Annotated in this window: 7 protein-coding genes; 3 read left to right on the forward strand and 4 right to left on the reverse strand. The window is 46.6% G+C overall.

From position 1 onward, the window contains the following. The 4 genes from GJQ68_RS21895 to GJQ68_RS21910 all read right to left on the reverse strand — a co-directional run. Positions 1-5,362 (reverse strand): MBG domain-containing protein (locus GJQ68_RS21895; protein ID WP_235941844.1); only part of this gene is annotated, 5,362 nt, incomplete at its 3' end. Positions 5,363-5,434: 72 nt separating this feature from the next. Beyond that, the gene (locus tag GJQ68_RS21900; protein WP_202927997.1) at positions 5,435-5,977 is read right to left on the reverse strand and encodes a phage tail protein; all 543 of its coding nucleotides are present in this window, start codon (positions 5,975-5,977) and stop codon (positions 5,435-5,437) included. A 554-nt stretch (positions 5,978-6,531) separates the two neighbouring features. After that, a complete protein-coding gene (locus GJQ68_RS21905; protein WP_162419407.1) occupies positions 6,532-7,314 on the reverse strand; it encodes an SDR family NAD(P)-dependent oxidoreductase in 783 nt (260 codons plus the stop codon). 59 nt (positions 7,315-7,373) lie between these two features. Beyond that, a complete protein-coding gene (locus tag GJQ68_RS21910; protein ID WP_162419408.1) occupies positions 7,374-8,291 on the reverse strand; it encodes an NAD-dependent epimerase/dehydratase family protein in 918 nt (305 codons plus the stop codon). A 198-nt stretch (positions 8,292-8,489) separates the two neighbouring features. On the opposite strand from GJQ68_RS21910, the gene GJQ68_RS21915 reads away from it, so the two are divergent. The 3 genes from GJQ68_RS21915 (at position 8,490) to GJQ68_RS21925 (ending at position 14,051) form a co-directional block, all read left to right on the forward strand. Next, positions 8,490-10,328 carry a 3-keto-disaccharide hydrolase gene (locus GJQ68_RS21915; RefSeq protein WP_162419409.1) on the forward strand — a complete coding sequence of 613 codons (1,839 nt, stop codon included), beginning with the start codon at positions 8,490-8,492 and terminating at the stop codon, positions 10,326-10,328. Further along, positions 10,319-12,307, forward strand: a complete 1,989-nt coding sequence (locus tag GJQ68_RS21920) for a hypothetical protein (RefSeq protein ID WP_394351338.1) — start codon at positions 10,319-10,321, stop codon at positions 12,305-12,307. The genes GJQ68_RS21915 and GJQ68_RS21920 overlap by 10 nt, the downstream gene beginning before the upstream one ends. A 196-nt stretch (positions 12,308-12,503) precedes the next feature. After that, entirely contained in the window at positions 12,504-14,051 is a 1,548-nt protein-coding gene (locus tag GJQ68_RS21925; RefSeq protein WP_162419410.1) for an outer membrane protein assembly factor BamB family protein, read from the forward strand. Positions 14,052-14,199 lie beyond the last annotated feature (148 nt).

Genomic DNA, 14,199 nt, shown 5'->3' on the forward strand with positions numbered 1-14,199 from the left:
CGGCAGTCAGTACCAAGGTTTGCGGACTGATGGTAAAGTCGGCCGCTGTAAAGTCCAGGATATAATTGGCACCGGCATTTACGTCTTCCTGGGTAATTGCATAAGCACCGACGTTCTCACCGGGCTCCCTGTTCAGGATTCCTGTAAGTAATGATTCGTCGTCTCCGTTCACAAAACCGCTACTGGTAAAGGTAAATACCGGATCGGTTTGGCCGTAAGTTTTGCTTTGTCCGGGATCGGCAGTCAGTACCAAGGTTTGCGGATTGATGGTAAAGTCGGCCGCTGTAAAGTTTAGTGTATAATTGGCCCCGGCCGTTACGTCTCCCTGGGTGATTGCATAAGTACCGACATTCTCACCCGGCTCCCTGTTCAGGGCCCCGGTGATTAGAGATTCGTCCTCTCCGTTCACAAAACCGCTGCTGGTAAAGGTAAATACCGGATCGGCTTGCCCGTATATTTTGCTATGTCCGGGATCGGCAGTCAGTACCAAGGTTTGCGGACTGATGGTAAAGTCGGCTGCTGTAAAGTCTAGTGTATAATTGGCGCCAGCCGTTACGTCTCCCTGGGTGATTGCATAAGTGCCGACATTCTCACCCGGCTCCCTGTTCAGGGCCCCGGAAAGTAACGATTCGTCGTCTCCGTTCACAAATCCGCTACTGGTAAAGGTAAACACCGGATCGGTTTGGCCGTAACTTTTGCTTTGTCCGGGATCGGCAGTCAGTACCAAGGTTTGCGGATTGATGGTAAAGTCGGCCGCTGTAAAGTCTAGTGTATAATTGGCACCGGTGCTTACGTCTCCCTGGTTGATTGCATAAGCGCCTACATTCTCACCCGGCTCCCTGTTCAGGGACCCGGTGATTAGAGATTCGTCGTCTCCGTTCACAAAACCGTTGGTGGTAAAGGTAAATACCGGATCGGCTTGCCCGTAGGTTTTACTTTGTCCGGCATCGGTGGTGAGCACCAAGGTTTTTGGATTGATGGTAAAGTCTGCCGCTGTGAAGTCCAGGGTGTAATTGGCGCTGGCCGTTAGGTCTCCCTGGGTGATTGCATAAGTGCCGACGTTTTCACCCGGCTCCCTTCCCAGTGCTCCTGTAAACAAGGTCTCGTCCTCTCCATTTACAAAGCCACTGCTGGTAAAGGTAAATGCAGGGTCCAATGTGCCATAGGTTTTGGCGATTCCTTCTGTAGCCGATACGGTTAGAGATTTGGGGAAAATGCTGGCAATGCCGGATGGAGCAGCGGTAATAGTTAAGGTATAATTTTCAGCATCTGCGCCACTTAATACCGCTGATACGATCGAAACTGGTTTGTCCGTGCCACTTTGAGAATCGGCGAATGCCAGCACCAGATCGGACACCATTACTTCATCTCCAGGTTGAGGGCTAAGAAGCTCAAGGTCATCGGTAAGAATGACTGCCTGGCTGGTTCCGTCGTAGGTTTTGTTTTCTACCTGGAAAGACCCACCCAATGTCAGTGTTTGTTTTTCTGTGGTAAAGCTTGCTTGCTGACCGAATGCGGTACCTGCGGCATTAGTCGCAAAAGCCCGTACATAATATGTGGTATTGGGAGCCAGGTTGGAAACGCTGGCAGAAAAGGTGCCGGGACCGCTGCCCATGTTAACTTTTTGGTCTGTCAGATCCGGGCTTCCGGAAGTATTGAGGACAATCCCGCTTTCGGCCACATCACTAAATTGCTCGTTTTCCACCTCGCCTCCTAATGTGGCAGCATTGAATAAAATACCAGCAGGATCGGTTGTGCTTACTTGAGGAAGGGTAAAAACAGGACCTATGTACCCGGATTTTACCGGAGCACCGAAATTGTTTCCATCGGATGGGGTCACTTCAAAACTGATAAAATGCCCCAGGTAGTCGGTAAGAAGGGTTAAATCCTGTCCGCTTTCACCTGAAATAGCTGTCTCGTTGCTACCCACGGCATCATCGGCAATCCACCATTGAAAGCTAGTCCCGGATTCTGCGTCGTTTTCGGTATCGGTATAGGTATAGGCACCTGTCAAACTTTCACCAACAGCTGTCGTGCCTGAGGCACTTACGCCGGATGCCACCGGAGGAGCATTGGGAGCGTTTACCTGAATAGACAAGGTACCGTTCGCTGACAGGGATCCGCCGGTACCGGTATTACCCTGATCGTTAATTTCCATTGTGAGTACCGCTTCACCGACAAAACTAGTGGTACTGGTAAATTCTAATCCATCCAGCGCATTGTTGATAGCAGTAAGGTCTCCAGAGAACTGCATGGAGCTGTTTCCGGCACCTGTGCCCAGATTAAAGCTTAGCCCGGTGGTCGTTGCCAGGTCCAGGCTGCCGTTGGTCACGGATAGTTCGACTAGTAGCGCATTGGATCCAGCATCCGGATCGCTAACCGTTATTTCATTACCTCCTGCGCTACTCCATGTCAACGGTTGATTGGAGAGGACTTCTTGGTTGGAAGGGAGGGATAGTTCCGGAGCATCGTTGACAGCTTCAATGGGCAGTCGAACATTATGGGTACCATTTGCCGGGATAGAAAACCCTCCGTTTTCGTCTTCTATAATAATAGAAATAATTCTTTCAGTTTCGGTTCCACCCAGGGTTGGATCCTCTGAAGTGGAGCGAAAGGCCAGCCCTCTGAGTATGTCGGTGAGGACAGTTGCAGTGGCGGTGCCTGTCAGTTCCAAGGTGTTAACGTCTACCTCTTGAAAAGTAAAAGGCGAGGGGTCGCCCAGACTCAACTCATCTCCTGAAATTTTCCCTGACCCTTCAAACCGGATGATGGCACGAACAAGTTCGTCTCCATCAGCATCGCTGACCTCGATGTTCTCCAAAATGAGAAGGTTAGCGGCATTTTCCTCGTAGGTAGGTGCAGTGTAAAGGTCCGGACCTACCTCGGGAATGGTATTAATAAATTTGTCGACTTGTGCGGTTACCTCCGGACCCTGATTTCCCGATATATCCGTTAAGGCTACAGTCAGTGTTATCAGTCCATTCGGTACACTGCTCAGATCGATTCCAGTTACTTGTTGGGTTGTACTTAGGATGGTACCCGAGCCGGTTATAGCTGCGCCTCCTCCCGAACTGTTGAAGGAAAACGTATAAGTACTTTCCAATTCAGCTCCAGCAAAAGTAAATCCTACCTGATCCTGGTTGGCTTCGTCGATCACATTCTGATCAATGGTTACCGAGTAACCCGAAGGTGCGGAATTATCGACACAAAAATCAAAATTATCTAACGCCAGGTACGAAAAGGCACCGCCTGTTTCAAGCACTAATTCATCTACCAGTACAGCTGAGTAGTCTGAAAGGCCATCTGTCGCAAAATCCAGGGTGAAAAATCCGCCTGTTCCGCCGAAGTCGGAAGGAAAGCCACTCGTTTTTTCAACCGTATAGAGCGTGTTTCCATCCCTTTTTCCGGTAATGGTAAGCGAACCGTCGTCTGTGGGAGATACCCCGGATGCGAAGGAGGAGAGGTATAGGCCTATTTTACTGACCGCCACCGGAGTTCCGGAAACCTGAAGGGTGTACGGTCCCGAGCCGGATGATTCCAGGTATTTTGCCGATCCATTGGCACCAAAACCGACCCTATGTTTAACGGCCCAGCTGCCTGATAAGCTAAAATCTTTCCCGTTTCCACTGAAGCTGCTGGCTCCGTCGGATTCGTCTTCAAAAGACTCAGAGGAGCAGGACCCTACCAAATGGATTTGTCCGTTGACATATTCCAGGGGGCTTGTATTTCCCAACGCATCCGCTATGTCCGTTCCTCCTTTTAATTGGAGTTGGAGCGTGCCTTCCCCCGAAATGCCTGTTATCTCTGCCTGATAGGTGCTGCCGGAACCGCTAATTTGAGTTATTGTTCCGGTGGCGGTCCCTGTGGTTACCAGCGAAAAATCATCCAAACTTAGGTTAAACGCATCTTCGTCAAATACAATAGCATACACAATGGAAGAGGCGGTACTATTGGGGCTGCCATCAAGTAATATTCGCTGTACTGCCGGTGCTGCCGTATCGGTGTCGGGTACTTCTTCGCAAAAGTTAAAATTGTCAATTAACAATTCCAGAAACCCATCGGCAATGCTGAATTCAACCTCATCTACATTGGCATTTCTAAAATTCTGTGGTCCATCCGTAGAAAAGTCAAGGGTAAAAAAACCTCCATTTTGAGTGGTGTTTACTGGAAAACCGGATGTTTTAATGATGGTAAAAATGGTGTTTCCATTGTTTTTCCCTGTAACCGTGAGTGTTCCGTTTCCTGTCGGATTATCGCCGTTGGATAAATCGGATAAAAACAGATCGACTGTATTCATGGTGAAAGGTTCGGAAGAGCTGATGGAGAAACTACCTGCAGTGTTATTATTTTTGATGAATCCATCGGAATTACCGGCGCCGAAGCCCAGGCGTTGTTCGGTTTCCAGACCGGTGCTAAGCGAAAAGGAGAGGCCATTGCTGGAAAAACTGCTGCTTGCATCCGGGCTGTTTTCCATGTTTTCAGTGAAGCAAGCACTTACCATGTGCGTGCCTCCGGAGCTGAAAGCCGGAACTCCGCTAGTATTGTCCTCATTGGTGATATCGGTACCGCCTTTTAAATCCAATCGTATCGAGCCCTCACCGCTGATGGCATCCACGGTAACCTGGTAACTATTGCCCGTACCACTGATGGCCGCTAAACTGGCGGTAGTACCGGCAGTAGTTAGTAGAAAGTCATCCAGGCTGACGTTTAACGCCGTTTTCGAAAAATTTACAGTGAAAGTGACCGATTCTGCTGTGGTAGCGGGGACTCCATTCAGGCTGATCCCGGTTACTACCGGAGGATCCTCATCCAGGGGTGAAAAAGGCGGGCCGGTGCTGACATGATCAAGAAAAAAATAAATATCGTCTGCATTAATTCGGATTTCATCCACATCATAAAAATCCGGATCATTATCAAATGTCTTCAAGCCATTAGAAGCCGAATTAAAGTCTATTGATTTGGAAGAACCTACTTGGCTTCCTCCTTTAAAAGCGCTAATCGTACCCGAAGTCGAAGCCCCTACGCCACCCTCCTGAAGAAAAATACTGATAAATTGAAAGGAAGAACCGTCCGACTTGCGTATGGACCACTGTTTGATTCCGTTTGGAGCGAGATTGGAGTCATTCAAAGCCACACTGCCCAGGAACCCGTCGTTTTCGGTGGCTTTTATTCCGGAGTTGAGAGTCGCATTGGGTTCTTTGGTAACCGAAAATCGTAAGCCTCCATTGTCATAGGTTTCGCCGAAAGTTCCAAGGTAGTTGGTGATTTCGTTAAAAGTAACCGTAGTGGTTTGGGCCTTTACTGGTAGGTAACTTAATAATAGCAGCGCAATGAGGAGAGAATTTTTTAAAAATAGCTTCATTACAACAAAAGTTAGGAATCAAAATAAAAGGATACCCCGAGACCATGATCGGGGAATCCTTTCCGGAATAGTTTAGCTTCGTGAGGGATAAATTCCCTCTGTACAGATAATGAAATTCATTCCGGAAAAAGGAGGCGTTTGGTCAAATGCCTGACTCTGCCCGGCTACTCCAATGGCTTGAGCATTCATGGTGGTGTTAGCCGCACCATCGTAGGCGTTTACCGCCACAGGGGGATTTGAACGATCAACTTGTACCTGGCTTAAGGCTGGAAAGGCATTTTGCGGGTTATTGGTATTTCCCGCTGCAGTGTTGGCCGAAAGGGTATGGTTGTGAGCAGGCAAATTGGCAACCGTTAGCGTGGTGGTTTCCTGGCCACCTTTTTCACCCAGTTGCCTGTTAGAAAGGCCCGGTCCCTGACCGGGTCCCATAGGTACCCTACTCCTGAAATCCGGCAAGGCAAAAGTAGTTCGGCCATCTCCCCCGTAAGTAGTTCCTAAAATCGAAAAGAGCGCCTGGTTTTGGCTGATGGCTAATACTTGTCCGTTGCAAAGGGCATAACCTCTGGGGGCGAAATTGCCGGCGAACATCTTAATAGTGCCCATTAGTTCTTCCATAATAAAATTTTAACTTTTGGTTTATGATTAATATGAAATTAAAGGTAAATTAAAAAAACAAAAAAAATAACTGTTTAATGGGTAATATTTCAGTAGGTTATATTTATATATAAAAAAAGGTTTTTTAAATTAATTAAAATGCTAAATATGTCGAAAAATTTTTTAAAAAGAATAATAATATTTTGAAATCAAACAAAATAGAACGTATATATGGTCATGTAACGATTTTTAAGAATATTAAGTAATAGTGGTTTTTTGCGTAGAGTAATATCCGTGACACCATACTTTTTGGCTGACCGGGAAGCAGCGTTCAATTTCCAATCACCTTTTTCCAGCCTTTGCAATTTAAAAATCGAAGCTAAAAGACCTATACCCAATAATGTGATTCAGAGAGCTGAGGATTCCGATAGCCTATTACAGTTTCCTGTCACGATGGTAACTACCCAGGAATAGGGCACCAAAAGCTCGAGGGAACCCTATTGATGAGAGGCACTCAACCGGATCCGCTTTGCCGCTCTTTTTTGTTTGCCTTAAAAAATCCACCTTCGAAGTTCTTATTTTGCCGTCCACCCACCATCAACGGTCAACATGGATCCGGTCATATAGCTTGAAGCCTCACTTGCCAGAAATAGCGCAGCGCCCTGGATTTCTTTCAATTCACCCCACCTTCCAAAGGCAGTGGCACCGATGATAAAGTCCCGGGTGGCAGGATCGTCTGCAACCGGAATATTCATTTCCGTCAAAAATGGGCCGGGGCAAATGGCATTTACATTGATGGAAAAAGGCGCCAGCTCAATTGCCAATGCCCGGGTCATTTGTACTACCGCTCCTTTGCTGGAGGTGTAGGGGGTACGGTCTGCCAGTCCCACCAATCCAAGTGTACTTGCCAGATTGATGATTTTTCCTGCTTTTTGCGCTTTCATATGGGGGACAACTGCCTTGTTGCACAACCAGGTGCCGGTCACATTGACGGCCATTACCTGATTGAACGCCTCCAGGCTAAGTGCTTCTATTCCTCCCCTGATATTAATTCCTGCACTATTGATCAGAATGTCGATTCTGCCAAATTTATCCAGTGCATAAGCGGTCATTTCCTTTGTCTGTTCTTCCTGCGTGATGTCGGCAACGAACGAAAGGCCATTGACTCCAAACGCTTCGGAAATGGCAGCCGCACCTTTTTCTCCGTCTTCCTGGTTTCGGTTAACCAGCAATACATCGGCTCCTGAGGATGCCAGACCTGCTGCCATGGCCAGTCCCAGGCCTTTGGAACCGCCGGTGATGATGGCTTTTTTGTTAGTTAAATTAAAAAGTTCGATTCCAGGGAGGGTCTTCTTCATGGTAGTTGTAGGTTATAGTATTGCCGGTAACCCTAAAGGTAACAAAACAAATCTTCCTTTCAATGGTCAATGCAGGCTTGTAATCCTTCTTCTATAGGAGTGGCTGTTAATCCATAGGCAGCTTCAATTTTGGAACTGTCGAAACAATAATCTTCCTCCAGTTGATACCTCAATTCTTTTATTTCCTGCATCAGGGGCATAAAAACGGCCAGGACGGAAACAACCCAGCCAGGCAAAACCTGTACGGTATCCTTTCTACCTAATTTAGAAGCCAGAATGGTGGCGATTTCCTGTGCAGAGGGGTAGGATTTGGAGGTAGGGAGGTGCCATACCTGATTCCAGGAGTCCTCCTGTTGCGCTAAAAAAGCCGTAGCATAGGCGGCATCTGGAATATAGGTAAAGGAATGTTTTTTGTTTTTATGATACATCCATTGGGCTGATTTACCTGCGATCATTCGGTTGATAATGGTTTCATGCACCATACTTTGCTGAGCGCCCGGGCCGTAAAAATCTGCAGCCCTGACAATCATAGCGGTCAATTGACCCTGGTCAATTTCATTCATAAGCAGTTGCGCGATTTGGGCCCGTACCTTTCCTTTCCGACTTTCCGGACGGATAGGGCTATCTTCCCGCAGCAACCCGATCGCTTTCGGATCGTAGGCATACATGTTGTCAAAGAAAACCAACCTTGCTGCATGGGTTTTGCAAGCGGCGATTACATTTTTCATAATTACCGGCCAATCCCTTTCCCAGACGGCAGCCCGGTAAGTAATGCCTGCTACCAGGTAGCAGATGTCGGATCCTTTTACCGCCTCATTTACCTGGGAGGCCTTCAGTAGGTCCGCTTTGACCAGTTCCTCCTTCCCTAGTCGCCCTTTCGGATTTCGGCTCACCAACCGTACGTTATGATCAGAAAGCTTTTCGGCCAGACCGTTTCCAATGTTTCCTCCGGCACCCAAAATGGTTTGTGTTTGCATGATGATTTTTTTCAAGTAAAGATAATCAGCCAAAAAACGGGTTATGAAATTAATTTAAACAAATTCATGGAACAATAACAGGCATGCGCTAGAATTAATGGGGTTTTTTCAAATTATGTTTTTTCGCTACTTTTTTAATTTAAAAAAGCTATTTTTGCCAGCTAAGATTTTGTCTCATTGAATTAATAATGCTACCCCATGATCCAGGCTAAACCTTTCTTTTCCATCCTACCCGGAATTATTTTAATGGTTTTTTCTATTTTCCTGCATTACCCCGGTGTTGCTCAAAATGCCGTATCATTCGAAAATCTGGATGCTTTTGAAACCCCCGGAAAAACCTGGAGCATTGTGGCGGATGCCAGAGCGGACCTATCACAGCAGGGCTTCTTAACCGTATCCAAAGGAAATGGGGTGCTGGTAAATTTGCCAACGGAAAAAAACAAGGGGCAGGATTTATATACCAAAGCATCCTACGGTGATCTGGATCTAGAACTGGAGTATTTGGTGGCCAAAGGGTCCAATTCCGGAATCTACCTCCAGGGAATGTATGAAATTCAAATTTTGGATAGCTGGGGAGTGAGCATTCCGCGAGCGGGAGATAACGGAGGTATTTACGAGCGGTGGGATGATTCCAAACCGGAGGGCCAAAAGGGCTATCAGGGCTACGCTCCCCGGCAAAATGCCAGCAGGGCTCCCGGCTTATGGCAAAAACTCAGGGTTTCATTTCAGGCTCCCAGATTTGATGAAGAGGGCGCTAAAATTGAAAACGCAAGGATTCTTTCCGTAGAGTTGAATGGCGTAACCATTCATGAGGATGTAGAACTTTTTGGCCCCACCAGGGGAGCGATGGCAAGCCAGGAAATGGGCAGCGGTCCCTTACGCATTCAGGGAGATCATGGGGCGGTAGCCTTTCGAAACCTTCGCCTCACTCCGTTTGACAATCCTGCTCCGGAGCTAACAGACCTAACCTATGATTTATACAAAGGCAGATTCGAATCAGTGCCCGACTATTCCTCGCTCAAGGCGGCAAAGTCGGGTGAATTGACTTCCCTTACCGCCTCCATTTCCGGATCGACGGATCAATTCCTCATCCGTTACCGGGGGCAATTGGACATTAAGGAAGGCGGAAGCTACTCGTTCAACTTTTCCTTTCCAGGGGGAGCCGGTGCGCTTTTCGTTGGAGGAAAGCAGGTTTTTGGACCTTCTGGAGGAAAGGTAGCAAGGCAAGTATCCCTGGACCCGGGTCTTCATCCGGTAGAATTGGTTTATTCCAAAGTTCAGGACTGGGTCGATCCACTGCTCACTGCAGAAATAGCGGGTCCCGGCATTCGGCCGATGCTCCTTTCGGATCGGTCTTTTGTGGGATCGAGCGGCCCGGACCCTATTTTAATTGATCCTAATGAGCGTCCGGTCCTGAGGAGCTTTATGGACCTTCCCGGTGGATATCGGATGACGCATGCCGTATCGGTGGCTTCCCCGGATAAAGTACATTATACCTACGATATGGATTATGGTAACCTGATCCAGGTCTGGAAAGGGGAATTTCTAAATGCCACCCCTATGTGGTACAGCAGAGGCGATGGATCTTCCCGCCCTATGGGTACCCTGCTCTACCTGGGTAGCCCGGCATTTAGTCTGGCTGAACTTAATTCAATGGAGCAGGTCTGGCCAACCGATACCCTGGGCAGTGGATATAAAGTTAATGGATACCGCGTTTTGGCGGAAGAGCATGAGCTTCAATTTTCGTATGACATCTTTGGAGTAGCCGTTGAGGATAAACTGGAAGTGGAATCAGGTGGTAAAGGATTAAAGCGAACCCTGAATATGGGAGGGGCTTTGGAAAACAGGTATGTCCGACTGGTAGCTGCTGGCAAAATCGAAGAGCTTGGACAAGGGCTCTATCTGGTGGGCGAAAAGGATTATTATGTTCAACTAGGTGAACAAAGCCAATTGGCCCCGGTTTTAAGGAACAGTAATGGGCAACAGGAACTATTGGTTCCTGCCCGGGAAAACATGGAATACGTAATATGGTTTTGATTTTTACAGACAACGGTAACATGGGAATAGAAAATAAATCAATCGGCATCCTTTTCCTGGTATTGGTCTTTGCCATTATTTCGCCGAAACTAATGGCCCAGGAATCTCCAATGGAAGAAGATTACTTCAAAATTCTGAAGGTGAAAGCCCCGGAGGGTTTGTTGCTCGAAGTAGGGGGATTGACCGTCATGCCGAATGGAAATCTCGGCCTGGCTACCCGAAGAGGAGAAGTTTACCTGGTGGAAAACCCAACCGGCCCAAGTCCCTATTTTAGGAAATTTGCCTCGGGATTACATGAAATTTTGGGATTGATTTACAGGGATGGGGCCTTTTATTGTTCTCAGCGGGGAGAGCTGACCAGATTGGAAGACACGAATCAAGACGGACGTGCGGACCTGTACACAACGGTTTTTAGTTGGCCGGTTTCGGGACATTATCACGAATACAGTTATGGTCCTGTAGTGGATGAAGCGGGTAATTTTTACGTATCCGGAAATGTGGCTTTTGGAAATGAAGAATGGTGGAGAGGAGAGAGTCGCGTTCCTTACCGGGGCTGGATCATGAAAATCAGTCCCGATGGAAAAATGGAGCCCTGGGCAACCGGCATGCGATCTCCTGCCGGATTGGGCTATATTGATGGCAAGCTCTTTTACACTGAAAATCAGGGCGATTACATGGCTTCAGGAGGAATCTGGCACATCCAGAAAGGGTCTTTTGCAGGACATCCTGCCGGCCTCAGCTGGACCGACCGGGAAAATTCTCCACTGGACCTCAGCCCGGAGGCCTTTCATGCGGTAGTTGATCCCCGTAAAGTGAAAAACGAACAGGGCCGCTACATCAAGCCTGAAAATGTAACCGACGAAGATTACCTAACCCTTTATCAGGCAAAAGAAAAATTGCCGCAAATTACCCTACCGGCCGTTTGGCTTCCTTATGGGATTTATGGGATTTCAACTTCCGAACCGATCAACATACCGGAAGGTAATTTTGGCCCCTTTTCCGGTCAAATGCTGGTTGGTGATCAAGGGCAGAGTAAAATCATGCGGGTAATGATGGAAGAAGTGAATGGGGTGCTTCAGGGAGCAGCCATTGATTTCAGAAGTGGTTTTCGCTCAGGTGTATTAAGAATGGCATGGGGCCAGGACGGTTCCTTGTTTGTTGGTGAGACCAACAGGGGATGGGGCTCTGCGGGTGAGGCCAACGAGGGCCTGGAGCGCCTGGTTTGGAATGGAGAAGTTCCTTTCGAGATTCGGGACATTCATGCCATGCCCGACGGGTTTGAAGTGGAATTTACAAAACCGATAGATCGAAAGTCCGCAGAAGACCTTGAATCTTACCAGGTACAGACCTTTACCTATAAATACCATCCCGTTTATGGCAGTCCACCGGTGGCCAACGAAATGGCTGAAGTCCAGGGGGTACAGGTTTCGGAAGATTTGATGCGGGTAAGGATTAAAGTTGATGGCCTGACCCAGTACCATATTCATCACTTGCAATTGGATGGGATCAGAGAAAGGGATCATTTTTATTCCCTGGTACACCCCGCTGCCTATTATACCTTAAATGAAATTCCGGAAGGAGATATCTTGGCAGAAAATGATATGAGCACCTATCGTTCTTCCGAACAAGCTACGGGTCCGGAGCCTGCCAGTGTCAGTCCAAAGGCGGTGGCAGTATCTGCCTCAGAGGACACGGGCAATGCTTCTGAAGGTGATGAAGACACCATTGACGAGGCGTTGGTAAGTTCACTGCTTTCCCGACATACCTGTATTGCCTGTCATAATACGGAAACGAAGCAAGTGGGGCCTGCCTACAAGGAGGTAGCTAAACGAAACTACACACCCGAAGAAATTGTGTCCCTGATACATACTCCAAAGCCAGAAAATTGGCCGGAATATGCTACTCCCATGCCCCCCATGCCGCATGTCCCGGAAGCGGATGCCTTAAAAATTGCTAAATGGATCAATTCATTGAAATAATCTATCAAACAAAAATAGGATTGTTTGGGTTTAGAAAAGAGATGAAGGTTGGTTTTATAATGCGCCCAAAAACGTTGGGAGTGTTGGAAATTTAAGTAATAATGAGATGATTAATTTAAAGTTGATTGACTCGGTTTTCTCAATCAATTTCGTTTTTCTTTAAAAATACTAATCGGCTAGTAATGCCCTGCGTGGAATGAATATAAAAAAGAATAGGGGATTGTATTTTTTTACTGCATTATTGACGATTGGCATAGTTGTTTTTTATCAAATTGATTTTAGATCTTCAGATTTCCCCACCACCCATAGGGTGATATATTATGACATTGAACGGGTACCTACCTGGTCCTTCCCGGTGAGGGGGAATGGAACATCTTCTTCTCCCAGAATTGCAGACTTGAATAAAGATGGGGTAGGGGATGTAATTGTTGGTGCTGGAAGAATGGAATTTCAATCATCGGATACGGCGATGATGGCCATAGACGGAAAATCAGGAGAGTTACTCTGGAAACATTCCGCCGAAAATCAGGTGTTTGGCTCGGCATTATTATATGATATTGATCAGGATGGTATAGAAGATGTGTTCATAGGAGGTAGAAATGGCATTTTGAATGCGATCAATGGGCATACTGGGGAAATCCTCTGGAAATTTAACTCCTCCGTCCCTGATGAATTGATTGGAAATAAATATTTTAATTTCTACAATCCGCAATTAATTCCTGATCAGGATGGAGATGGGTTAATGGACCTACTTGTGGCCAACGGAGGCAATGTCTTGATACAACCCTACGATGAAAACAGACCAGTGGGATATTTAATGGTGATTAGTAGTGCTGACGGTTCCATTTTACAGGAGGCTCCCATGCCTGATAGCAAGGAAACCTATCAATCGGCTGTTTTATCCAATGCGAATGATCCTGAAGAAATAGAAGTAGCCTTTGGCACCGGTGGGGAAACGGTAGGAGGCAGTTTCTATGTTTGTAAACTTACGGATGTACTAAGAGGTAATCTTTCTGATTCGAGGAAGCTTGCAACCAACAGTAGCAAGGGTTTTATTGCACCTCCTGTATGGGTGGATATCAATAAAGACGGCAAGGAGGATTTGATAGTTGCCTCGGTAGACGGGGAGGTCTATGCTTTCGATGGTGAAACCAAAGAGCAGTTGTGGAAAGCGGAAATTCCAGGTACGGAAATTTATGGAACTCCTGCCATAGGATACTTTGAAAAATCGGATTTGCCTGGGGTTTATGTGACTTCGGCCATTGGAACCTGGCCAAATTTAGGGTATTCAAAACATACCTTGATAGATGGGGAGGACGGCAGCATTAAAAAGACAGACACATTGGGATATTTTCAATCCAGCTCGCCTTTGGTGGTGGATTTAAATGGAGATGGGGTGGATGAAATATTGTTGAGTGTTAATTACGAGAGTTTTTCCGAAGAAGGCAGAAAAATCTATCAGAACACACTCTTTGTGGTAGATTTTTTAAATGATAAAAAATTTGAACTTTTAGATCCACTAGATGGACAAAATATCGCCTCTACACCTTGGATCGGAGATATGGATGAAGATGGGCAACTGGACATTGTTTTTTGTCACAGCAATAATCTTTTTCAGGGATATGCCTTTGACGGAATGTTGATTCACCGTATGAAAACCAGCGTCAAAATTAAAAGACCCGTGAAATGGGGGAGTTATATGGGAAGTGACTACAACGGGAGGCTAAACCTGGATTTTAGATGAATCGAATTAGGAGGACCGGATATTTTTTTAACTCTATTTTTTAATTAAGGGAAAAAAAATTGTATAATTGGCAAACATTAGCTTTATACGGAAAGTTAAAATTTGCATCTTTGATCTTTCATTAGACCCAAACCAAAATGAAACGTTT

Origin of the sequence: Cyclobacterium roseum (assembly GCF_010119225.1) — a bacterium.
GTDB classification, from domain to species: Bacteria; Bacteroidota; Bacteroidia; order Cytophagales; family Cyclobacteriaceae; genus Cyclobacterium; species Cyclobacterium roseum.

What these genes read in the sequence shown, in the direction of transcription:
- GJQ68_RS21920 (WP_394351338.1), top strand. Translation starts at nt 10,319, where the DNA reads ATGGTTTTGATTTTTACAGACAACGGTAACATGGGAATAGAAAATAAA.
- GJQ68_RS21925 (WP_162419410.1), top strand. Translation starts at nt 12,504, where the DNA reads ATGAATATAAAAAAGAATAGGGGATTGTATTTTTTTACTGCATTATTG.
- GJQ68_RS21915 (WP_162419409.1), top strand. Translation starts at nt 8,490, where the DNA reads ATGATCCAGGCTAAACCTTTCTTTTCCATCCTACCCGGAATTATTTTA.
- GJQ68_RS21900 (WP_202927997.1), bottom strand. Translation starts at nt 5,977, where the DNA reads ATGGAAGAACTAATGGGCACTATTAAGATGTTCGCCGGCAATTTCGCC.
- GJQ68_RS21905 (WP_162419407.1), bottom strand. Translation starts at nt 7,314, where the DNA reads ATGAAGAAGACCCTCCCTGGAATCGAACTTTTTAATTTAACTAACAAA.
- GJQ68_RS21910 (WP_162419408.1), bottom strand. Translation starts at nt 8,291, where the DNA reads ATGCAAACACAAACCATTTTGGGTGCCGGAGGAAACATTGGAAACGGT.